This is a genomic window from Telluria sp. PB2R4, from assembly GCF_059685695.1.
The window spans coordinates 316,113-339,373 of record NZ_JCASIC010000001.1 but is presented as its reverse complement, the minus strand read 5'-3'; the positions used below and the strand labels follow the sequence as shown (position 1 = coordinate 339,373).

Here is a 23,261-nt window from a genome sequence, read left to right as displayed (position 1 = left end):
ACAACCGGCGCCGCGGCGCCAGTTGACTCAGCGACGGCCGCTGCGGGTGGCCACATCCAGCCACACCGCCAGCGTCAGGATCAGTCCCTTGACGATCATCTGCCAGTAGGTATCCACGTCCAGCATCGACATGCCGTTGTCCAGGCTGGCCATCACCAGCGCCCCGACCAGCGCGCCGTGCACGGTGCCGGCGCCGCCGCGCATCGAGGTGCCGCCGATGAAGCAGGCGGCGATCACGTCCAGTTCCGCCGACATGCCGGCAGACGGCGACCCCGCCGACAGGCGGGCGGTGTTGAGCAGGCCCGCCAGTGCGCACATCAGGCCCATCAGGCCGAAGATCCACAGCCTCACGGCGCGTACGTTGATGCCCGATAGACGCGTCGCTTCCATATTGCTGCCGACAGCGTAGATGCGGCGGCCGAACACGGTCTGGCGGGCGATGTAGCTGAATACGCCCAGCAGCACCAGGAGGATCAGCACCGGCAGCGGAATGCCTTCGTAGCTGTTCAGGGTCGCGATGAAGCCGGCCAGCACTGCGCCGATGATGGCCACCCGTCCGACGCTGCGCCAGAGCGGCAGCACAGGCAGCTGGTGGCGGGCCTGCGTCGCACGCTGGCGCCAGGCCAGCACCGCAGCCAGTACGAACAGCGCCAGCCCCAGGGCCACGCCGAACCCTGGCGGCAGGTAGGCCTGGCCAAGCTGCTCGAACTCCGGCGAGATCGGCGCGATGGTGGTGCCGTCGGTGATGCCCAGCACCACGCCGCGGTAGGCCAGCATGCCGCCCAGCCCCACAATGAACGAGGGAATGCCCGCGTACGCCGTCAGCCAGCCGTTGAGAAAACCGAGCAGCATGCCGCTGGCCAGCACGATCGCCATCGAGATCGGCAGCGGCAGGTGGTGGGTGACATCGAGCACGGCCGCCATCCCACCCAGCAGGCCTAGCAGCGAGCCCACCGACAGGTCGATCTCGCCCGCGATGATGACGAACACCATGCCGCAGGCGAGGATGCCGGTGACCGACATCTGGCGCATCAGGTTGGACAGGTTGCGCGCCGAGGTAAAGCCGCCGTCGGTCTTCCAGCTGAAGAAGGCCCAGATGATGGCGATCGCGACCAGCAGGGCCAGGATCTTGTACTGCGTGAAGATCTGTCTGAGGTTGATGGTGTTGTTCACCGTTGCCGCTGCCGCGCGCGCGGTCCCGCCCTGGGCCGCGGCTGGCGCGCTCATTTTGTCTAGCATCATTTCACCTGTCCGATTGCAGCGGCCAGCACCATTTCCTGGGTCAGGCCTTGATTAATGAAGTCGCCCCGCAGCTTGCCCTCGCCCATCACCAGCACCCGGTCGGAGATGCCCAGCACTTCGGCCAGTTCCGAGGACACCATGATGATCGAAATGCCTTGCGCCGCCAGCTCGAGCATCAGTTTGTAGATTTCGAACTTGGCGCCGACGTCGACGCCGCGGGTCGGCTCGTCGAGGATCAGCACCTTCGGGCCGGTCAGCAGCATCTTGGCCAGCACCGCCTTTTGCTGGTTGCCGCCGGAGAGCGCCGTGATCGGCAGCGCCGGGCTGGCGGTCTTGAGGGCCAGGCGCCGGATCTGCTGGTCCACTTCGCGCGCCTCCAGGCCGTCGTCGATCCGCGACAGCTTCGAGAAGCGGTGCAGCACCGACAGCGTGATGTTTTCGCCAACCGACAGGTCGCGCACGATGCCGTGCTGCTTGCGGTCTTCCGGCACCAGCGCAAAGCCGGCCTGGATCGCCCTGAGCGGCGTCGAGGTATCGACGCGCTTCCCCTCCAGCCACACTTCGCCCTCGTATTCGCCGGGGTAGGAACCGTAGATCGCGCTCACCAGTTCGGTGCGCCCGGCCCCCACCAGGCCGGCGATGCCGAGGATCTCCCCGCGGCGCAGCTGGAAGGAGACGTCATCGACCTTCTTGCGCTGCGGCTGGTCCGGATCGCGGCAGGTGATGTGGCGCGCTTCCATCACCACCTCGCCCACCTCGTGCGGGAGGGACGGATACAGCTGGCTCATCTCGCGCCCGCACATCTGGGCGATGATACTGTCGACGTTCATCTGCTGCATGGGGGTGGTGGCGATGTGCTTGCCGTCGCGGATCACCACGATGGTGTCGCAGATCGCCGCCACTTCTTCCAGCTTGTGCGAGATATAGACGCAGGCTACGCCCTTCGCCTTGAGGTCGCGGATGATCTCCAGCAGCACCGCGATCTCGCTGGCCGTCAGCGAGGCCGAGGGTTCGTCCAGGATCAGCAGGCGCGCCTGCTTGTTCAGGGCCTTGCCGATCTCGATCAGCTGCTGGTGGCCGCCGCCGTAGTTCTTCACCGGCAGCACCACGTTTACGTCGGGAAGCTTCAGCTCGCGCAGGATCTCCTCGGCGCGGCGGTTCATGGCGGGATAATCCAGGCGGCCGCCCGGCAAGGTGATCTCGTTACCGAGGAAGATGTTTTCGGCCACCGACAGCTCGGGCACCAGCATCAGTTCCTGGTGAATGATGATGATGCCGGCGGCTTCGGTCTCGCGCACCGAGCGCGCCCGCAGCGGTTCGCCGTCCAGCACGATCTCGCCGTCCCAGTCGCCGTGCGGGTAGACCGCCGACAGTACCTTCATCAGGGTGGACTTGCCGGCGCCGTTCTCGCCGCACAGGCCGATGCACTCGCCGGGGCGGATCGCGAGATCGATCCCGTCGAGCGCAGGGACACCGTCGAATCGCTTCGCGATGCCCTTCATTTGGAGCAGATAGGGTGACATTGAGGGTTCGCTTCAAGTGCGCGCCGCCACGGTGCGGTGGCGGCGCGGATTGCCGCTGCGTCGCGGGCAGATTATTTGCCGGCCAGCTGCGCCTGCGTGTAGAAACCGTCCTTGACCAGCACCTCCACGTTCGACTTGTTCAGCAGGACTGGCTTGAGCAGAAGGCTGCTGACGTTCTTGAAGCCGTTGTGCAGCTGGGCGTTGTAGGCCGGCTTCTGGTTGCGCACCAGCTGCACCGCCACGCTGGCCGCATTCGACGCCAGGGCGCGCAGCGGCTTGTACACCGTCATGGTCTGGGTACCGGCGATGACGCGGCGCACTGCCGCCAGGTCGGCATCCTGGCCCGACACGACCACCTTGCCGGCCAGCTTCTGGGCCGCGAGGGCCTGGATCGCGCCGCCGGCGGTGCCGTCGTTCGAGGCAACCACGGCGTCGATCTTGTTGCCGCTTGCGGTCAGCGCGTTCTCCACGATGGCCATTGCTTCGGACGCGCTCCAGTCCTTGACCCACTGCTTGCCCACGATCTTGATGTCGCCCTTATCGACCAGCGGTTGCAGCACCTTCATCTGGCCTTCGCGCAGGATCTTGGCGTTGTTGTCGGTCGGTGCCCCGCCCAGCAGGTAGTAGTTGCCCTTCGGTTTCAGGGTCACCAGCGACTGCGCCTGCAGCTCGCCGACCGCCTTGTTGTCGAAGGAGACATAGGCATCGACATCCGCATTCAGGATCAGGCGGTCGTAGGAGACCACCTTGATCTTCGCCTTCTTGGCTTCGCGGATGGCGTTGTTCAGCACCGTCGCGTTGTAGGGCACGATCACCAGCACGTCCACGCCGCGCGAGATCAGGTTCTCGATCTGGGCGATCTGGCGTTGCTCGCTGGCGTCGGCCGATTGCACGTAGACCTTGGCGCCGAGCTTGTCGGCCGCCGCCACGAAGTAGTCGCGGTCGCGTGCCCAGCGCTCCAGTCGCAGGTCGTCGATCGAGAAGCCGATCTTGGGGTTCTGGGCGTCCGCGTGCGCGACCCCCACTCCGCCGGTGAAGAGCATTGCGCAGGCCAGGCTGACAGCCTTGATCATCTTTTTCATTGTTACGTCTCCTATTTAATCTTTTTTTGTGTTCAGTGATTATGGCGCGGCATATCGTGGCCGACGCCCCGGTAAGGCAGCGCCAGTTCCATGCAGGCGCCGGTGTGCAACTGGCCAACGGTGGCACGGTAGATCTGCTGCCACGGCGTCTGGTCCGCCGGGATGGGCGGCGGATCGTCCTTGCGGCGCGCTTCCAGCTCCGCGTCCGGGATCAGGACGTCGCAGCGTCCCGTGTTCAGGTCCACGCGTACGACGTCGCCGGTGCGAAGCAGCGCCAGGTTGCCGCCGGCGGCGCTCTCGGGCGAGGCGTTCAGGATCGACGGGCTGTCCGAGGTGCCGGACTGGCGGCCGTCGCCCAGGGTCGGCAGCGCCATGATGCCGCGCTTGATCAAGGCATCGGGCGGCTGCATGTTGACAACCTCGGCCGAACCGGGCCAGCCCAGGGGGCCGGAACCGCGGATCACCAGCATGGTGCGCTCGTCGATCCCCAAGGAGGGGTCGTTGATCCGGTGGTGGTAGTCGTCCGAGCCGTCGAACACGACCACGCGGCACTCGAAGCGGTTCTCCGAACCCGGTTCGGAGAGGTAGCGCTCGCGGAAGCTTGGGGAAATCACGCTGGTCTTCATGATCGCGAAGTCGAACAGGTTCCCCTTCAACACCAGGAAGCCGGCGCTGTGCTTGAGCGGATCGGCAAACGGGCGAATCATCTCGCGGTCCGCGCTTTCCTTGCCAGCGAGGTTCTCGGCCATGGTGGCGCCGGTCACGCTCGGGCGCTTCGAGCGCAGCAGTCCCTGCTGCTCGAGCTCCCACATGATGGCCGGGACGCCGCCGGCGCGGTGGAAGCGCTCGCCCAGGTATTTTCCGGCCGGCTGCATGTTGAGCAGCAGCGGCACGTCGTAGCCGTATTCCATCCAGTCGCCAGGGGTGATGTCGACGCCGGCATGGCGCGCCATGGCCACGATGTGCGGTTGGGCGTTGCTCGAGCCGCCGATCGCGGCGTTCACCACGATCGCGTCCAGGAACGCGTCGCGCGTCAGGATGGCAGAGGGGCGCAGGTCTTCATGCGCCATCGCCACGATGCGGCGGCCGGTCTCGTAGGCCATCTGTCCACGCTCGCGGTAGGGTGCGGGAATCGCCGAGCAGCCGGTGAGCGACATGCCGAGCGCCTCGGCCACCGCATTCATCGTCGACGCGGTGCCCATGGTATTGCAGTGGCCGGCAGACGGCGCGGAAGCGGTGGCGATCTGGATGAACTTGTCTTCATCGATCTCGCCGGCCGCCAGGCGCCGGCGCCCTTTCCAGATCGCCGCGCCGGAACCCACCAGTTCACCTTCGAACCAGCCGTCCAGCATCGGGCCGCCAGAGAGCACGATGGCCGGGATGTCGACGGTGCTTGCTGCCATCAGCTGGGCCGGTGTGGTCTTGTCGCAGCCGGTAGTGAGCACCACCGCATCGATCGGATAACCGTGCAGGATCTCGACCAGGCCCAGGTAGGCCAGGTTGCGGTCCAGCGCCGCCGTCGGGCGGCGGCAGTTCTCGAAGATCGGGTGCAGCGGGAATTCCATCGGGATGCCGCCGGCGTCGCGGATCCCGTCGCGCACGCGCTTGGCCAGTTCGAGGTGGATGCGGTTGCAGGGCGCGATATCGCTGCCGCTCTGGGCGATGCCGATGATCGGTTTGCCGGAGCGCAGTTCGTCCGGCGTGATCCCGTAGTTCATGAAGCGCTCCAGGTAGAGCGCGGTCATGTCGATGCGGTCTTCATTATCGAACCAGTCCTGGGAGCGGAAGCGGCGCGGGTTTTGCTTGTTATCTTGATTCATCTTAGTCCTCCAGTCGCAGCGCACGCTGCGGCATTCCCGGTTTCTCCACGCGGAAGATGAACAGGCCGCCGGCCAGCGGCTGCTCGGCCAGCTGGGCCGGGGTCAATCCTTTTCTTGCCGTGGTGGCGTACACCGTGCGCAAGTCATCTCCACCGAAGGCCAGCTTGGTGACGTTAGCACAGGGAAAGCGCACCTCGCCCACCTTGATGCCGGCGGCATCGAAGCGGTCGATGCGCCAGCCGCCGAAGGTGGCCACCCACAGGTGGCCTTCCGCGTCCACCGCCATCCCGTCCGGATAACCGCCGTCCTTCAGTTCCACGAAGAGTCGCTTGTTCGACAAGGCGCCGGACGGCAGCAGGTCGAAGGCGTAGATGCGCTTCGCCAGCGTGTCGGTGTGGTACAGGGTCCGCCCGTCAGGGCTGACGGCCGGGCCATTGGTGATGATGTAACCCTCGTCCATCCGGTCGACCAGTCCGCCATCGAAGCGGTACAGGGCGCCGCTGGACTGCTCTTCCGCGTCGTCCATCGAACCAAACCACAGCGTTCCCTGGGCGTCGACGTGACCGTCGTTGAAGCGGTTGCCCGGCAGCTCGGCTTCCACGCGTGCCAGGGGCGAGAATGCGCCGGTCTCCTCGTCGAACAGGTACAGCCCATCGTCCAGCGAGCAGACCAGCGTACCGTCTTCGGCGCGCACGATGAAGCTCACCTGCCCCGGCGCGTCCCAGCTGCGGCGTGCGCTGCCGTCAGGGGCGCAGCAATGGATGCGGCGGCCCTTGATGTCGACGAACCAGACCCGGCCACCGGCGGCGTCCCACAGCACGCCCTCGCCCAGCGTGGCTTCGACCGGCCACAGGCACATGGGTTGCATGGCTTGCATCGTGCTCATGCCCCGTACCAGCCGGCGTCGACGAAGTATTCGCGTCCGCTGCAGTGGCGCGCGTTGTTCGAGGCCAGGAACAGCGCCAGCGCAGCCACGTCCTGCATCTCCACGCGCTCGGGCAGGCACTGCCCGGCCAGGATGCGCGCTTCCTCGTCCGGGTTGTGCCACAGCGCCTGCTGGCGCGGCGTGCGCACCGCGCCCGGCACCACGGTATTGGCGCGGATGCCGAATTTGCCGACATCCCGCGCCAGCGCGCGGGTCATGCCCTCGATGCCGGCCTTGGCCGTCATGTACAGATGCAGCTGGGTGTGCGGCAGGTGCCAGGAGATCGAGCCGAAGTTCAGCACCACGCCATGGCCGCGTTCCTTCATCCCCGGCAGCACGGCCTGGGTGCAGAAGAACTTGTGGCGCAGGTTGACGTTCATGCGGCTGTCCCAGTATTCGGGGGTGACGTCTTCGATCTCGTGGCGGTCGTCATTGGCCGCGTTGTTGAGCAGGATGTCGACGCCGCCGAGTTCTTCCTCGATGCCGGCGAAGACGGTCTTCAGCGCGTCCAGGTCGGTCAGGTCGCAGTGGACGTATTTCGGCGGATGGATTGAATCGGCCAAGCGCTCCTCGAGTTCGCGCGAGGCTTCATCGGCGATGTCGAGGAAGACCACGCGCGCGCCCTGGCCGGCGAAGGCGACCGTGAGCTCGGCGCCGATGCCGCTGCCGCCGCCGGTAACGACGACGCGCTGGCCCTGCAGGTCAGGGTAGATGGCGTAGGCGAATTCTTGTTTCTTATTGTCAGACATGAGCATCTCGTAAGCTAAGGGCGTCCTATTGGCCGCCAGCCGCAGCCAGCAGGCCGCGCCGCGCCAGGTTGTTGTAAAGGGCGCGCACGCCAAAGGTCCAGGGGTCGATGCCATCGCTGCGCTGCACCGTGTTGACCAGGGTGCCGAGCGAGGGCGTCGAAATGCTGACGCGGTCCCCGAGGTGGTGGGTGAATCCCTTGCCCGGGGCATCGCGGTCCTTGATCGGCGAGAACATCGTGCCGAGGAAGAGCATGAAGCCGTCCGGATACTGGTGGTGGGCGCCGCAGGTCTGGCCCACCAGGTCGAGCGGATCGCGGCTGATCTCGCGCATGCGGCTGCTGCCTTCCAGCTCGAAACCGTCGTCCGGCCCTTCGATCAGCATCCGCACTTCGGCCTGGCGCAGGGTGTCGAGCGAAAAACCGTCGTCGAACAGCCGGATGAAGGGACCGATCGCGCAGGAGCCGTTGTTGTCCTTGGCCTTGCCCAGCAACAGGGCGCTGCGGCCTTCGATGTCGCGCAGGTTGACGTCGTTGCCGAGCGCCCCGCCGACGACCAGGCCGCGGCTGTTCACCGCCAGCACGATTTCCGGCTCGGGATTGTTCCAGTGCGAGGCCGGATGCAGGCCCACTTCGGCCCCGTGTCCCACCGCCGACATCGGCTGCGACTTGGTGAACACTTCGGCGTAAGGGCCGATGCCCACTTCCATGTACTGCGACCACAGGCCGCGTTCACTCAATTCTTCCTTCAGGCGCAGCGCCGCCTCGGACCCGGGTTCGAGCTGCGACAGGTTGCTGCCGATCGTGGCCTGCAGCTGCTCGCGCAGGGCGCCGGCGCGCATTGGGTCGCCCTTGGCCTGCTCCTCGATCACCCGCTCCAGCAGGCTGACCGCGAAGGTCACGCCGCAGGCCTTGATCGCCTGCAGGTCGCAGGGGGCAAGCAGGCTTGGTCGACCCCGGTCGTCATGCCCTGCGGCCTGTACCAGCTCGAGCGCGCTGCCCAGGTCTTCGCCTTCGGCCTTGCGCACGATCGCCAGCAGATCGTCGCGCTCGAACAGCTCCGAGACCGTCGCGGCGTGCTGCGTGATGTCGACCACGCGGCCGCGGCGCACCGCCACCACGGCAGGCCCGTCGACCGGGGCTGGGCGCCACACGCGGCCGACCAGCAAGGCGTCGTCCAGGTCGGCCGGCAGGAAATTGGTTTGCGTTGTCATGGTGTCTCTCCTTGTTATGCAACCGTCAGGGTCGCCTTTTTGAGGTCGACACTGTTCGGTCCGACGAAGACCGAGAACGTGCCCGGCTCGACGACGCGCTTCATGTCGGTGTTAAAGAACCACAGGTCGCTCGGCTTGATGTCGAAGCCGAGGCTGCGGCTTTCGCCCGGTTCCAGGGTCACGCGCTGGAAGCCCTTCAGTTCCAGCAGCGGCCGGGTGACCGAACTGACGTCGTCGCGGATGTACAGCTGCACCACTTCGTCGCCGCGCCGGCTGCCGACGTTGCGCACATCGACCTGCACCCGGGTGCTGCCGTTGACGCCGATGCGCGCCTGCGCCAGCTTGGGCGCCGAGATCTCGAAGCGGGTGTACGACAGGCCGTAGCCAAACGGGTACAGTGGCGTTGTCACGCCATCGATGTAGCCGCGGCGGCTGCTCGGCTTGCGGTTGTAGTGCATCGGCAGCTGCCCCACGTTGCGCGCGATCGACACCGGCAGCTTGCCGCCCGGGTTGGCGCGGCCGAACAGCAGGTCGGCCACCGCGTGGCCGGTTTCCTGGCCCAGGTACCAGCATTCGAGCAATGCGTCGGCGCGTTCGGCCAGCAGCGTCGTCGACAACGGGCGCCCATTCAACAGCAGCACCACGGTGGGCTTGTTCAGTGCGAAGATGGCGCGCGCCAGGTCGTTCTGCTGGCCCAGCAGGTCGAGCGTGGTACGGTCGCCCAGGTGGTTGTCGGCCCAGGCTTCGCGCGAGGTCATCTCGTTGTCGCCCAGGACCATGACGATGGTGTCGGCCATTCTTGCCGCCTCCACCGCCTCGGCAATCAGGCGCGCATTGACTTCCGGCCTGGTGAACGCGATCTCGTCCTTGCCCCAGATGCGCTCCTCGGTCAGGCGCACGCCCTCGGCATAGGCCAGCGTGAAGCCCTGGGCCTGTGCTTCCTTCTGCAAGCCCTCGTACACCGATACCACGTGGCGCGGGATGTCCGAATAGCCGCCGATCGGCGTGTCCTTGGCGTGGGCGCCGATCAGCAGCATCTTGCCGACGCGCTTGGCCTGCAGCGGTAGAATGCCCACGCCTTTGTCGTCCACCTTGTTCTTGAGCAGCACGGCGCTGCGGCGGGCCGCCTCGCGCGCCAGCGCGATCGCATCCGGCGTGGCGGTACGGGCATCGGCCTGGGCGGCGTCGGCATACGGATTTTCGAACAGCCCGGCGTCGAATTTCAGCTTCAGGATGCGTCGCACGGCGGCATCGATCTCCTTCACCGAGATCTTGTTCTCGCGGACCAGTTCGGCCAGGGTCAGGAACCCCAGCGGATCCGGGGTTTCGACGTCGACCCCGGCCTTGACGGCGCGCAGCGCCGCTTCCTTCGGCGTGGCGACCAGGCTGTGGCGGGTGCTCAGTTCGTTGACGGCCATGTAGTCCGACACGATAACGCCCTTGAAGCCCCACTCCTTGCGCAGCACGTCGGTCAGGAGCCAGCGGTTAGCGTGCGAAGGCACGCCGTCGATCTCGTTATACGAGGGCATCACGGCCGCGATCCTGGTTTCGCGGATGATTTTCTCGAACGGCGGGAAGAAGTCTTCGCGCAGGGCGCGCTCGCCGACGTTGGCGGGAGCGGTATTGGTGCCGCTCTCCGGCTGCCCGTGGCCGGTCATGTGCTTGAGTGTCGCGTGCACCTTGCCGGGAGCCAGCGGCAGCGTCTCTCCGGAAAAGCCGATCACGGCGGCCTTGCCCATCACGCCGCACAGGTGCGGGTCTTCGCCGTAGGTTTCCTCGATACGGCCCCAGCGCGGATCGCGTGCGATGTCCACCACCGGCGCCAGCGCCAGGTTGGCGCCGCGTGCCTGCATCTCGCGCGCCGCCACCGAGAATACCTGGGTCACCAAGGCCGGATCGAAACTCGACGCCAGGCCGATCGCCTGTGGGAAGCTGGTGGCTTCGCGCGCGGTGTAGCCATGCAGCGCTTCCTCGTGCATCAGCACCGGAATGCCCAGGCGGGTGCGCTCCATGGCCCATTTCTGCACCGCGTTGACATACTCGGCGGTCTCGCGCGGGCCGCGGTTGGCGGTGTCGCCGGCGTTGCCGGCCACGTTGGCGACCTTGCCTCGCAGGCGGTCGGACGGGCGCGCTAACATGCCCATCCCGTGCGGATACGCCGCCACCGCCTTCTCGATCGAAAAACTGGTGTCAGGGTTCTGCACGCCCGGCTTCTTCTGCCACAGGCACTGCATCTGGGCGATCTTCTCGTCGAGCGTCATGCGCCCGAGCAGGTCCTCGACACGCGCGTCGACCGGTGGGCCGGCCTGCTTGTAGAGCGGCACCCGACCGCCGGCGCCCTGCGCCGCCGTGGCGATCGCAGGCATGCTGCCCAACCCGGCGATACCGGCCACACTGCCGACCGACGCCAGAAATTCCCTGCGTTTGATACCCATCGAATCCGTCTCCCGCTGCTTGTTATTAGCTTGTAATAGCCTGTTCTTATCCCCGCCCGTGGTCTACGGGTACCCGCGCGTCGCGCGGCGTTGCGATGCTCGATCGAACATTCGCATAACAAAAATGTTACCGCAACCATTGCAGTCTAAACGGCGGAATTATTGGCTGTCAATCAAATAGTGGACGAATGTCCCGCGCGTGCCATGAAACGGCGAAACTGGGCCCGCCGGGTGGACGAGCGGGACAACCCGGGTGGACGGTGTGGCCGGGCTCAGCGCGCGGCGTGGCCGCGCCTGGCGCCGGCCGGCGCGGATTTCGCACCCGACTTGGGCGCCGGCAGGCGTGCCGGCGGGCGGGTGCGGGGAGCGGCATCGGACTGCCGGCGCACCAGTTCGAATCGCATCGGCACACGCTCCGGCGCCGCCTCCTCGCCTTCGCGCAGCGCACGCACGCGGCGCACCAGCGACTGCACGGCTTCGCGCGCCATCTCGGCGATCGGCTGGCGCACGGTGGTGAGCTCGGGCCAGATGGTCGTGGCCAGTGCGGAATCGTCGAAGCCGGTGACGGTGAGGTCGCCCGGCACGTCGAGCCCGAGGCGGTGGGCGACGGCGACGGCGGCGGCTGCCATGTCGTCGTTGCTGGCGAAGATAGCGGTCGGGCGCAGTTCGAGGGCGAGCAGGTGCTCGGCCGCGTCCAGCCCGGAACGGTAGGTGAACATGCCCGGCGCCACCAGTTCTTCGGACCTGTCGGCGCTCTTTTCTTCCACCGCCGCGCGGTAGCCGGCCAGGCGGCGCGCGCTTGCGGTCTGGTTCGGATGGCCGACCACGAAGCCGATGCGCTGGTGGCCGAGGGCGATCAGGTGGCGCGTCATCTGGTAGGCGGCATCGAAATCGTCGATGCTGACCGCGCCAACGCGCTCGTCCGGCGCACCGCAGGCCACCACCACGGCCGGGATCGCGGCCTCGGCCACGCTGGCGATCACCGCCTCGCTGTCGCACAGCGGCGGCGGCAGGATGATGCCGTCCAGGCCGTTCTCTATCAGGCGCCTGACCTGCTCTTCTTCGTGCAGGCCGGCTTCGCATTTCTCGACGAACAGCTGGACGTTGTTCAGGCCGGACTGGCTGAGCAGACCGACCAGGAATTCGCTGAGGTAGGCGGCACTGGGGTTGCTGTACAAGAAACCGACCCGGATCGGCTTCGAGCCGGCCAGGTTGCGCGCCTCCTGGTTGGGGGTGTAGTTGAGGGCCGCCACCGCCTCGGCGACCTTGCGACGGGTGCTCTCGCGCACCAGCCCCTTGCTGTTCATGACGCGCGATACCGTCATCGGCGAGACGCCGGCCAGCTTCGCGACATCGGCCATGGTCGGCTGCCCGCGGCGTTCCACGTCCTCCTGGATGGCTTTCATGTTGGCTTTACTCATGTCTGGCGAACCCCTGATTGGACGTTGAACCCTGTTGTTTGCGCTATCTTAGCATATCTGCACGAGGTGGAGAGCGCCGCCCCTCCGCCGAGGAAGAGCTTTCCGAATCTCGCGAAATCGATTTCAAATCCGGGAAGATTGCGCTAACATTCGAACAAAGATCAAACAACAACCCAACCCGGAGACAAACAACACCATGACGACACGCCGCACCCTGCTGCACGCCCTCGCGGGCGCCGCCCTCCTCCCATCCGGACTGCCGGCCTTTGCCGCCGGCGGCGAAGAAGCCCTGAAAGACATCGCCAAGCGCAAGGGCCTGCGCTTCGGCACCGCGGTCGGCAGCGGCAGCAAGCAGTTCGGCAACCCGGCCTACCGCGCCCTGGTCGAACGCGAGTGCAACATCATCGTCGCCGAGAACGAGATGAAGTGGCAGGCTCTCGAACCGGCGCGCGGCGCGTTGCGTTTCGGGCCGGCCGACGCGATGCTGGCCTGGGCCGAGAAGTCGGGCATGGCGATGCGCGGCCACAACCTGTTCTGGCAGACCGAGAGATGGCTGCCGGCCTGGCTGGCCAAGGAGGATTTCGGCGGCGACAAGGCGCGCGCCGAACGCGTGATGCGCAAGCACGTCAAGGAAGTGTGCGAGCACTATGGCAAGCGGATCGACAGCTGGGACGTGGTCAACGAAGCGGTCGACCATACGGACGGCAAGCTGCGCCAGAACGTGCTGACGCGCGCATTCTCCGGCTCGGGCGTCAACGGCGGGTCGACGGGGGCGATCGACCAGATCGACCTGGCCTTCCGCCTCGCCCATGAATACGCGCCGCACGCCCAGCTGGTCTACAACGACTACATGCGCGAAGACAGCGGCAGCGCCAGGCATCGCGCCGGCGTGCTGGCCTTGCTGGCCGAGCTCAAGCGCCGCGGCACCCCGGTCCACGCGCTCGGCCTGCAGGCCCATATCGGCTCCTGGGACGAGAGCAAGAAGCGCGGCCGCGAAGACATGCAGGAGTGGCGCCGCTTCCTGGACGAAGCGACCGGCATGGGCTACGACCTGTTGATCACCGAATTCGATGTCAATGACCGCAGCATGCCTGCCGACATCGCCAGGCGCGACGCCGGCGTGGCGGCCGCGGCGCGTGAGTTCCTCGACGTGACCCTGTCCTATCCGCGCCTGCGCGACTTCCTGCTGTGGGGAATGGCCGACCATATCAGCTGGCTGCAGACCTGGGACGAGGCGCCGCGCAAGGATAAGCTGGCGCAGCGTCCACTGCCCTATGACGCCCAGCTGCGCGCCAAGCCGCTGCGCCAGGCGATCGCGGACGCCATGCGGACGATGCCGGCGCGCCAGGGCTGACCTAGACCGCGCGCACCGACTCCCGCACCACCAGGCTCGGCTCCGGCACTTCCAGCTCCAGCGGCTGCTGGCGGATCATGCGCAGGATCGCCCGGCCCAGGCGCTGCCCGACGTCGAACAACGGCTGGCGCACGGTGGTGAGCGGCGGCGTCGTGTACGCCGAGCTGTGCAGGTCGTCGAAGCCGACCACGGACACCTGGTCCGGCACCGCGATCCCGCGCCGGAACAAGGCCAGCCGGGCGCCGTACGCGGTCAAGTCGTTAGCCGCGAAGATGGCCGTGAAGTGCTGGCCCGAGGCGAGCAGGCGTTCCACCGCGCGCAGGCCGCCGGCCTCCGAAAAATCGCCGGGCAGCACCAGCTTGCGCTGCGGCTTGATGCCGTGTTTCGCGAGGGTGTCGCGGTAACCGGCCAGACGCGACTCGGCATCCCGGTGGTCGGAAGGCCCGGCAATGAAGGCGATGTCGCGGTGGCCATGGGCGACGAGGTGTTCGACCGCGTCGCAGGCCCCGCGGTAGTTATCCAGGCAAAAGGCGTAGGTGCGCGGCCCCTGCAGGTCGCGCCCGAAGGCGACGATCGGCACCTGCTCCGACAGCGCCAGGATCTGGGCGTCCTGCAGTTTGCCGCTCAAGATCACCAGACCGTCCACGCGGCGCGCGATCAGGAGCTCGATCCGCTCCGCTTCCTCGTCGGCATGCCAGTGCCCCGACACGATCAGCGGCGCATAACCGGTGCCCTGCAGGGCATCGTCGACCCCGGCCATCGCGTCGGCAAAATAGCCCGACACCAGCGACTGGGTCAGGATGCCGATGGTGCGCGAACTGCCGGTCTTCAGGTTCTGGGCCAGCACGTTCGGCTTGTAGTTCAGCCTTTCGATCGCCTCTTCGATCGCCTGGCGCTTGTCGTCGGACACCTTGGCGGTGCCGTTCAACAGGCGCGAAACGGTGGCCGCCGACACCCCCGCGACGCGGGCGACTTCATGGACGGTGGCCGTCGGCCTGTCGGATGCTTTTCTCATGCGTGGAAAGGGCTTGAACGGCGGTTCGGAAGCGCGGCCGGGGAAGGAAAGTTGCCAGTATAGCAGCAGCAAGGGCCTCGGGGTGGGCCCGGCGGCGCGGCCCGCCGCCAAAATGTCGTTGACACCCGGCTTGGTGCACGCATATTATGAAATCGATTTCATACACTGGTTCCAGCCGGCTGCACAGGCGCCGGCGGGCCTCCGCCGCCAAGTCCACACCCATCCGCCATGACCGATTCCACGCACTTCCCCCGTGACTTTACCTGGGGTGTCGCCACCAGCGCCTTCCAGATCGAGGGCGCCGCCGACGCCGACGGCAAGGGTCCCTCGATCTGGGACACCTTCTCGCACAACCCCGCCAACATCAAGGATGGCAGCAACGGCGACGTCGCCTGCGACCACTATCACCGCTACCGCGAGGACGTCGCCCTCATGGCCGGCCTGGGCGTGGATGCCTACCGCTTCTCGATGGCCTGGGCGCGGGTGCAGCCCGACGGCCAGGGCGCCTGGAACGAGCAAGGCTTCGATTTCTACGCGCGCCTGCTGGACGCCCTGGAAGAAAAAGGCATCGCCGCCCACCTGACCCTCTACCATTGGGACCTGCCGCAGGGCCTGCAGGACAAGGGCGGCTGGCTGGCGCGCGAGACCGCCTATCGCTTCGCCGACTATGCCGCGGAAGTCACGCGCCGCTTCGGCAACCGGCTGGCCAGCATCGCCACCCATAACGAACCGTGGTGCACCGCCAACCTCGGCTACGGGAACTCCCAGTTCGCGCCCGGCGTGACCGATGCGAAGCAGGCGGTCCAGGTATCGCACCACTTGCTGCTGTCGCACGGCCTGGCAATGCGCGCCATGCGCGCGCTGAATCCGCGCGCCAGGCTCGGCATCGTGCTGAACCAGTGGACCTCGGACCCGGCCACCGGCAGCGACGCGGACCGCGCACTGGCCGAACTGGAATGGGCGCGTTCGGTGCAGTGGTTCATGGACCCGATCTTCAAGGGCAGCTACCCTGAGCTGGCGCTGCGGGCGTACGGCGCCGACGCCCCGCAGCTTGCGGACGGCGACCTCGCGATCATCCAGGGGCCGCTCGACTTCCTGGGCGTGAACTACTACTTCCGCCACTACGCCAGCGCCGAGACGCCGCCGCGCACCGCACCGGCGCTGCTGGGCACCACCGACATGGGCTGGGAGATCTACCCGCAGGGCTTGACCGAGTTGCTGCTCAAGCTCAAGGGCGAATATACTCTGCCGCCGATTTACATTACCGAGAACGGCATGGCCTCGCCGGACCGCCTCGATGGCGGGCAAGTGAACGATGCGCTGCGCATCCGCTTCGTCGAGCAGCATCTGCAGGCCCTGAAGGACGCCATGGACGGCGGCGTCGACGTACGCGGCTATTTCATGTGGAGCCTGATGGACAACTTCGAGTGGAACTCGGGCTATGCGAAACGCTTCGGCATCTTCTACGTCGACTATGCGACGCAGCAGCGCACGCCGAAGGCCAGCGCGCATTGGTACCGCGACTTCGTCGCGGTCCAGCACGGGCAGCGCCGGGCGGCCTGAAGCAGGCGGGCACACAAAAATAGACGGAGGAGACACATGAGTGAAGAACAGTACCGGGACGGCCCGCGCCTGCTTGCCGACATCGGCGGCACCAATGCGCGCTTCGCCCTGGAGCGCGGTCCGGGATGGATCGACGCGGCCGACACCCTGGCCTGCGCCGATTATCCGCGTTTCCAGGACGCTGCGCGCGCCTACCTGGCGCGCCACGCGGGGAGCGCCCACCGCGTACGCCACGCCGTCATCGCCATCGCCAATCCGGTCGAGGGCGACCATGTCAAGATGACCAACCATTGCTGGGAATTCTCGCTGCAGGCGGCGCGCGCCGAACTGGGACTGGACACCCTGCTGGCGGTGAACGATTTCGCCGCGCTGGCGATGGCGCTGCCGCAGCTGGCCGCCTCCGAGCTGGTGCAGGTGGGCGGCGGCGCGCCGGCGCTCGACGGCGTGATCGGCCTGGTCGGCGCCGGCACCGGCCTCGGTGTGGCGGCGCTGCTGCCCACGCACGGACGCTGGACCGTCCTGCAAAGCGAAGGCGGCCACGTGGCCTTTTCGCCGGGCGACCGCTGCGAGCAGGATATCCTGGCGTATTGCTGGCAGCGCTGGGAGCACGTCTCGGCCGAGCGCCTGGTGTCGGGCCCCGGCCTGGCGCTGATCCACGAAGCCCTGGGGGCGCGCGCCGGCATCCAGGCCGCGACACTCGAGCCGGCCGTCATCGTCGAGCGCGCCCTGGCGGGCAGCGACCCGCTGTGCGTCGACACCCTCGACACCTTCTGCGCCATGCTCGGCACCGTGGCGGCCAACCTGGCGGTGACGCTGTGCGCGCGCGGCGGCATCTATATCGGCGGCGGCGTGGTGCCGCGCCTGGGCGAATGGTTCGCCCGCTCGTCGTTCCGCGCCCGCTTCGAGAACAAGGGACGCTTCTCGAACTTCGCGGCGCGCATTCCCTGCTTCGTGATCCACGCGCCCTACCCGGCCCTGGGCGGCGCCGCCGCCATGCTGGCCGAGCACCTGGAGACGCAGCACGTTGCCACCGGCACGCCACAAGCGGCATTGGAGGTGCGCCATGGCCACGCTTGAACGCAGCCGCCACCCGCTGCTGTGGGTGCCGACCGGCTACTTCACGATGGCGCTCGGCTATGTGATGCTCACCAGCGTCACCGCCATCATGTTCAAGAACCTCGGCATGGACAATGGCCGGGCGGCGCAGTATTCGAGCCTGCTGATCCTGGCCTATACCGTCAAGCCGCTGTTCGCGCCCTTCGTCGAGATGTACCGCACCAAGAAGTTCTTCGTGCTGTGCGCCCAGGTGGCGATCGGCCTCGGCTTCGCCGGTGTCGGCCTGGCGCTGGGACTGCCCGGCTACATGGGCATCCTGATGGCGATGTTCTTTGCACTTTCCTTCATCGGCGCCACCCAGGACATCGCCAGCGACGGGGTCTACGTCACCTCGCTCGACTCGCGTGCGCAATCCCTGTATTGCGGCATCCAGAGCCTGTCGTGGAACATCGGCCCGATCGTCGCCGCGGGCGGCATGGTCTACCTCAGCGGCTACCTGCACACCCATGTATTCGGCCATGACCCGAAGGTGTTCGGCCCCGAATGGGTCGAGTCCTGGCGCATCATCTTCTTCCTGGTGGCCGGCCTCACGCTCCTGATGGCGCTGTGGCACACCCGGGTCATGCCCGAAGGCGCACGCGCGGCCGACACGCCGTCCAGCGTGCGCGACGCCGGCCGCATCCTGCTCGATGCCTTCGTCACCCTGTTCCAGAAGCGCGACGTGTGGAAGATGATCGCGTTCGCCTTCCTGTTCCGGCTCAGCATCGGCTTCCTCGAGAAGATCGGGCCCTTCTTCATGGTCGATCCGGCCTCGAAGGGCGGGCTGGGACTGTCGAACGAGATGCTGGGACTGATCTACGGCACCTACGGCCTGGCCGCCGTGCTGCTCGGCTCCCTGCTGGGCGGCTGGTATGTGGCGCGGCGCGGCCTGAAGGCGACGCTGTTCGTGCTGTGCTGCGCGGTGAACATCCCGAACGCGACCTTCCTCCTGATGAGCATTTACCTGCCCACGAGCCTGCTGGCCATTACCTTGGGAGTGGTCGTCGAAAAGTTCTTCTTCGGCTTCGGCGCCGTCGGCTTCATGATCTACCTGATGCAGCAGCTCGCACCGGGCAAGTACACCACCACCCACTACGCCTTCGGCACCGGCCTGATGGGCCTGTGCGGCATGGTGACGGGGGTGATCAGCGGCCACCTGCAGGAGATGCTGGGCTATGTCAGCTATTTCGTGTTCGTGATGATCGCCACCATCCCGTCCTTCCTGGCCACGTGGTTCGCGCCTTTCCACCATGACGACGGCAGCAAGCCGAGCGTCAAGGCGGGAGATGGCGCTAATGCCCCCGCCTCGCCCCACCCCGCCGCCTGAACGGCGCGACAGCCGGGCCTGCGGGCCGAATGCCAGTCACTGGTTAGCCAGAATTGCAGGGTGGGCGGGGTTGTTTCGGCCAGTGGCCGAACTACAAACGCCCACGCGGCGATAGTTGCGATATGAACAGCTACACAGGCTGCAGTACTGTGATTTGACCGCGTGGGCGGGGGACCCGCCCACCCTACGGATGAGCGGTGGCTTTAATGACTGGCATTAGCTTGCGGGCCCGCCTTTTTTGGTATCAGCGCCTTACATCCATCTCGAAGGGTACGGCGGGCAAGCTTGACTTGGCGTCGTACAGCGTGCAGGTCGGCGCGTCACCCCAGCAGTAGCGGATCTTCTTCGCATCATTCGCCGCCGGCAGCACGACCTGCACGCCGGAGATACGGGCTTCGGTCCAGCGGCAGCCGCCATCGGTGCAGACCTCGAAGCCGATCGGCCCCGCGGCGCCGTAGGCCACGATCGGGCCTTCAACGCCGTCGAAATCCAGCACCACGGCATCTCCCTTCATCGTAGCCGACTTCACCATCGGGCCCGACGCGCTGCCCGGCTGGCCGTACAGGCGGACCGCGAAGCCGCGCGCGAGGCGTTCGCCGACGCCCTGCTTGTTGGCGGGGTGGATATCGCTCGGGTCGCCCAGGTCGATGGCGGTCGCCAGCACGGCGTTCGCATCCGCCAGCACGGCACGGCGCTGGTCCTCCCGCAGGCGTGCCCAGCTTGATTCGACCGGCTGCGTCGGGCGCGTGCCGAAGTTCGCCAGCTGCACCACGCCGAAGGCCATGTTGCTGCCGAACTGGCCGCGCCAGTCCTTGAACAGGCGCGCCAGCAAAGCCTGGTAAGGCGAACCGACATTGCTCTCGCCCTGGTACCAGAGCGCGCCCTTGAAGGGGAAACGCCCCAGCGGCGCGATCATGCCGTTGTACAGCACGCTGACCCCGGCCATCGCATCCCAGGGGGCACGCGGCGGATACCGGTTCGCGCTCGGGGGCATCTGCCAGCGCCAGCCAGTCAAGGGGACCAGGCTGCCGTCGGCGAGGCGCAAGCGGCGCGGCGCGTCGCCATACATGCCGCCGTAGCTCCACAAGTCCAGGACATTGAGCACGACCGTATTGGGACCCGGCTTGAGCGTGCCGGCCGCCAGCGGATAGGCGCGCGCCGTGCCCGCGCCCGCCGTGAAGCCCACCGGCTTGCCGTTCACCCAGGTGGTATCGACTTCGTCAACCAGCCCGAGCTCGAGGGTCGCGGACTGCGCGGCCTGCGCTGCGCTGAGGCTGGCGGTGGCAGCGTACCAGATGCTGCCGTCATAGGTAGAGAGCTCCGGCACGCCCCAGTTTTCCCAATTCTTCGCCACATCCGCACCCGGCTTCCACGATGCCAGCTCCGCCGGCGTCGCTGTCCAGGGCTGCCCCGGACCGCCGGAGGCCTGCCACCAGTGCTCGACCTCCTTGCCGAACGCGATGCTGGCCCTGGCCGGATCGCTGGCGTAGAGTTTGAGCAGTTCCTGCTGCCTTGCGTAGTCCGGCAGCGAGGCTGCGGGCGAGAGCCAGGCCGTCAGGTTCGAGCCGCCCAGCGAGGCATGCACCAGGCCGATCGGCAGCTTGAGGCTGCGCTGCAGCTCCTTGCCGAAGAAATAGCAGGTCGCCGACCAGTTTCCCAGGGTCTGGGGCGAAGCGGCCTGCCAGGCGACCGGCTGGCCCAGGCGTTCGCGCGGCGCCGGCTGGGGGTCGACGGCAACCGTCGCCATGCGCAGGTCCGGGTTGGCCGACGGGTTGGCCGAGGCAGCGATGACCGTGTCGGCGTTCAGGGCGCGGTTGACCGTCAGCTGCATGTTCGACTGGCCGGAGCACAGGAAGACGTCGCCCGTGACGACGTCGCCCAGCGTGACGCCCCCGCCGCCGGCGCTCGACACGGCAAGCGTACCGGTGCGTCCCGCGGGCAGCTTCGGCAGGGTGACGCTGAAGCGGCCGGCCGCATCGGCGGTGGTGTTCCAGGCGCCGCCGAAGCCGGTCACCGTGACCGCCTCGCGCGGGCGCGCACTGCCCGACACGACCGCGCCGTCGCGCGGCAAGACCATGTGGTCCTGGAACAGGCTGTCCAGTTGCAGAGCCGGTGTCTGCGCAGCCAGGCCTGGCGCCGCCAGCGCCAGCAAGGCGGCCGGGATGATGAGTTGTCGCATGGCTCCCCCGCTCAGCGTGCGCGCGGGCGGCCGCGGGCGTCCAAGGTACTGGCCGGCAGATCGACGGTCACGCTGGTGGCGTTCAGGCCGGAAGCGTCTTCGGCCAGCATCAGCTTGACCTTGCCTTTTGGCCGGCGCCAGGTGCGCGACTTTTCGTCGAACATGGCCAGCACGCGCGGCTCCACCGCGACCTCGACCTCCCTGCTCTCGCCCGGCTGCAGCGCGACCTTGCTCCAGGCGGCCAGGCGCTTCGGCGCCTCCCACTTGCCGGACAGCGGGGAAGCGTACACCTGCGGCACGTCCTTGCCGGCCAGGTTGCCGGTGTTGGTGACCTTGAAGCGCACGTGCAGGCGGCCATCCTTGACCTGCCCGGACAGGCCGGAATACGCAAACGTGGTGTAGGACAGGCCGTGCCCGAACGGGAACAGCGGCGTGTGGCCCTTCAGGTCGAACCATTTGTAGCCGACCGCCGCGCCCTCGTGGTAGTCGACGGTGAAGCGCAGCTCGGGGTTCTTCGGGTCGCCGTCCAGTTGCGGTCGCGGCAGCTGCTGCTCCGACGCCGGGAAGGTGGCCGGCAGGTGGCCGGACGGGTTGACCACGCCGAACAGCACATTGGCGATCGCCTCGCCGCCGCTGGTGCCCGGATACCAGGCTTCCAGCACCGCCGGAACGCGCGCCAGCCACGGCATCGCGACCGGCCCGCCGTTCTGCAGCACGACCACCGTGCGCGGGTTGGCGCCGGCTACCTGCTCGATCAGCGCGTCCTGGCCATCCGGCAGGGCAAGGGTCGGGGCATCGTTGGCTTCGCCGATCCACTGGTTGGCAAACACCAGGGCGACGTCGGCCCCCGCTGCCACGCGCGCGGCGCGGGCCGGGTCACGGCCGTCGTCGAACACGACTTTCGCGTTCGGCGCCCCGGCCTGGATCGCGCGCAGCGGCGAGGACGGGTAATACACCACCGGGCCCGGCCAGGTGGCCGGCAGCAGGCCCTTGACCGCGATCCCGCCGCGTGGGTAAACCTGCGACGAGCCGCCGCCCGACAGCACGCCGACGTCCGCATGCCCGCCGATCACGGCGATGCTGCGCACGGTCCTGGCGAGCGGCAGGACGCGGCCCGCGTTTTTCAGCAGGACCATGCCCTCTTCCGCCGTCTGGCGGCTGACCGCGCCGTTGGCGGCGTAGTCGATGGCGCCGTCGGGCTTGACCGGATTGTCGACCACGCCCTTGGCGAACATGGTACGCAGGATGCGGGTGACCATGTCGTCCAGGCGCGCCTGCGGCACGGCGCCAGCCTCGATGGCTTCTTCCAGCGCACCGCCGAAGTACTGCGACTTGTCGAATTCATTGCCGGACTGCTGGTCGAGACCACCGTTGGCGGCGGCCACGGTGCTGTGGGTCGCGCCCCAGTCGGACATCACGAAGCCGCGGAAGCCCCAGTCGCGCTTGAGCACCTCGTTCAGCAGCCAGGGATGTTCGCAGGTGTACGGTCCGTTCAGGCGGTTGTAGGCGCACATCACCGAGCCGGCGTCGGACTGCTCGAGCGCCAGCTCCATCGCCAGCAGGTCGGACATGCGCAGCGCCGCCTTGTCGATGCGTGCATCGAGCTCGTTGCGGCCGGTTTCCTGGTCGTTCAGCACGAAATGCTTGAGCGTCGAGATGATCCTGTTCGACTCCACGCCCTTGATCGCCTGGCCGATCATGCTGCCGGCCAGCAGCGGGTCTTCGCCGGCGTATTCGAAGTTGCGGCCGTTGCGCGGCTCGCGCTGCAGGTTCACGCCGCCGGCCAGCATGACGTTGAAGCCGGAAGCGCGCGCCTCCGAGCCGATCATGGCGCCGCCCGCGTAAGCCACCTTCGGATCCCAGGTCGAGGCCGTGGCCAGGCCCGAGGGCAAGGCGGTACGCTCGCGCATGTTCGGGCCGGATTGCGAGGCCACGCCCTGGCCGGCATCGGTCTCGAACAGTGCCGGCAAGCCCAGGCGCGGGGTGCCGGGGATATAACCGGCCGACTGCGGCAGCGCGTCGGGATGCTTCTTGCTCTTGCCGAAGTCGTGGCCGAAATAGCCCATGACCCAGCGCAGCTTCTCCTGCTGTGTCATGGCCTGCACCGCCAGACGGGCGCGTTGGTCGGCGTCCAGCGAACGGTCCAGCCAGGGTTTCTGCGCCGGTTCGGCCGGTTCGGCGGCGGCGAAGGCAGCGGGCGTGAACAGCGGGAAAGCGGTAACAAGCGCGGCGGCGAGCGCCACGACGAGGGCCGTACGCGCAGCGGCGACGGCGGGGTTCTTGCGATGCATATTGTCTCCAGATTGATTTTTGTTGTGTGC

Annotated in this window: 16 protein-coding genes; 4 read left to right on the top strand and 12 right to left on the bottom strand. The window is 67.4% G+C overall.

Annotation, left to right across the window (positions count from 1 at the left end):
- Positions 1-27: 27 nt before the first annotated feature.
- The 9 genes from AC56LU_RS01445 to AC56LU_RS01405 form a co-directional block, all read right to left on the bottom strand.
- Positions 28-1,242, bottom strand: coding sequence for a sugar ABC transporter permease (locus tag AC56LU_RS01445; RefSeq protein WP_497173807.1), 1,215 nt, complete (start codon positions 1,240-1,242; stop codon positions 28-30).
- Positions 1,239-2,765 carry a D-xylose ABC transporter ATP-binding protein gene (xylG, locus tag AC56LU_RS01440; RefSeq protein ID WP_497173806.1) on the bottom strand — a complete coding sequence of 509 codons (1,527 nt, stop codon included), beginning with the start codon at positions 2,763-2,765 and terminating at the stop codon, positions 1,239-1,241. Before xylG ends, AC56LU_RS01445 begins: the two co-directional genes overlap by 4 nt.
- A 71-nt stretch (positions 2,766-2,836) precedes the next feature.
- Complete coding sequence (gene xylF / locus AC56LU_RS01435; RefSeq protein WP_497173805.1) at positions 2,837-3,847, bottom strand: D-xylose ABC transporter substrate-binding protein; 1,011 nt, start codon at positions 3,845-3,847, stop codon at positions 2,837-2,839.
- A 32-nt stretch (positions 3,848-3,879) separates the two neighbouring features.
- Positions 3,880-5,667 carry an IlvD/Edd family dehydratase gene (locus tag AC56LU_RS01430; RefSeq protein ID WP_497173804.1) on the bottom strand — a complete coding sequence of 596 codons (1,788 nt, stop codon included), beginning with the start codon at positions 5,665-5,667 and terminating at the stop codon, positions 3,880-3,882.
- A 1-nt stretch (position 5,668) separates the two neighbouring features.
- Entirely contained in the window at positions 5,669-6,544 is an 876-nt protein-coding gene (locus AC56LU_RS01425) for an SMP-30/gluconolactonase/LRE family protein (protein ID WP_497174203.1), read from the bottom strand.
- A gap of 5 nt (positions 6,545-6,549) precedes the next feature.
- On the bottom strand, positions 6,550-7,341 hold the full coding sequence (gene xylB / locus AC56LU_RS01420) for a D-xylose 1-dehydrogenase (RefSeq protein WP_497173803.1): 792 nt from the start codon (positions 7,339-7,341) through the stop codon (positions 6,550-6,552).
- A gap of 25 nt (positions 7,342-7,366) precedes the next feature.
- The gene (locus AC56LU_RS01415; protein WP_497173802.1) at positions 7,367-8,551 is read right to left on the bottom strand and encodes a fumarylacetoacetate hydrolase family protein; all 1,185 of its coding nucleotides are present in this window, start codon (positions 8,549-8,551) and stop codon (positions 7,367-7,369) included.
- Positions 8,552-8,565: 14 nt separating this feature from the next.
- Positions 8,566-10,986: a glycoside hydrolase family 3 N-terminal domain-containing protein gene (locus AC56LU_RS01410; RefSeq protein WP_497173801.1), complete on the bottom strand. Its 2,421-nt coding sequence runs from the start codon at positions 10,984-10,986 to the stop codon at positions 8,566-8,568.
- Between the two features lie 272 nt (positions 10,987-11,258).
- A complete protein-coding gene (locus AC56LU_RS01405) occupies positions 11,259-12,392 on the bottom strand; it encodes a LacI family DNA-binding transcriptional regulator (protein ID WP_497173800.1) in 1,134 nt (377 codons plus the stop codon).
- A 211-nt stretch (positions 12,393-12,603) separates the two neighbouring features.
- Here AC56LU_RS01405 and AC56LU_RS01400 point away from each other — a divergent pair, with 211 nt between their 5' ends.
- Positions 12,604-13,761 carry an endo-1,4-beta-xylanase gene (locus AC56LU_RS01400; RefSeq protein ID WP_497173799.1) on the top strand — a complete coding sequence of 386 codons (1,158 nt, stop codon included), beginning with the start codon at positions 12,604-12,606 and terminating at the stop codon, positions 13,759-13,761.
- A gap of 1 nt (position 13,762) precedes the next feature.
- On the opposite strand, the gene AC56LU_RS01395 is transcribed toward AC56LU_RS01400, so the two are convergent.
- Positions 13,763-14,776: a LacI family DNA-binding transcriptional regulator gene (locus AC56LU_RS01395; protein WP_497173798.1), complete on the bottom strand. Its 1,014-nt coding sequence runs from the start codon at positions 14,774-14,776 to the stop codon at positions 13,763-13,765.
- A gap of 228 nt (positions 14,777-15,004) precedes the next feature.
- Between AC56LU_RS01395 and AC56LU_RS01390 the strand changes: the two genes are divergently transcribed.
- Genes AC56LU_RS01390 through AC56LU_RS01380 form a run of 3 tightly spaced genes read left to right on the top strand, consistent with a single transcriptional unit; the run spans position 15,005 to position 18,761 of the window.
- Positions 15,005-16,339, top strand: coding sequence for a GH1 family beta-glucosidase (locus AC56LU_RS01390; protein ID WP_497173797.1), 1,335 nt, complete (start codon positions 15,005-15,007; stop codon positions 16,337-16,339).
- Positions 16,340-16,375: 36 nt separating this feature from the next.
- Positions 16,376-17,416 carry a glucokinase gene (locus AC56LU_RS01385; protein WP_497173796.1) on the top strand — a complete coding sequence of 347 codons (1,041 nt, stop codon included), beginning with the start codon at positions 16,376-16,378 and terminating at the stop codon, positions 17,414-17,416.
- Positions 17,403-18,761, top strand: coding sequence for an MFS transporter (locus AC56LU_RS01380; RefSeq protein ID WP_497173795.1), 1,359 nt, complete (start codon positions 17,403-17,405; stop codon positions 18,759-18,761). The genes AC56LU_RS01385 and AC56LU_RS01380 overlap by 14 nt, the downstream gene beginning before the upstream one ends.
- 244 nt (positions 18,762-19,005) lie before the next feature.
- On the opposite strand, the gene AC56LU_RS01375 is transcribed toward AC56LU_RS01380, so the two are convergent.
- Positions 19,006-20,940 carry a hypothetical protein gene (locus AC56LU_RS01375; protein ID WP_497173794.1) on the bottom strand — a complete coding sequence of 645 codons (1,935 nt, stop codon included), beginning with the start codon at positions 20,938-20,940 and terminating at the stop codon, positions 19,006-19,008.
- A gap of 11 nt (positions 20,941-20,951) precedes the next feature.
- Positions 20,952-23,231 carry a glycoside hydrolase family 3 C-terminal domain-containing protein gene (locus tag AC56LU_RS01370; RefSeq protein ID WP_497173793.1) on the bottom strand — a complete coding sequence of 760 codons (2,280 nt, stop codon included), beginning with the start codon at positions 23,229-23,231 and terminating at the stop codon, positions 20,952-20,954.
- Positions 23,232-23,261 lie beyond the last annotated feature (30 nt).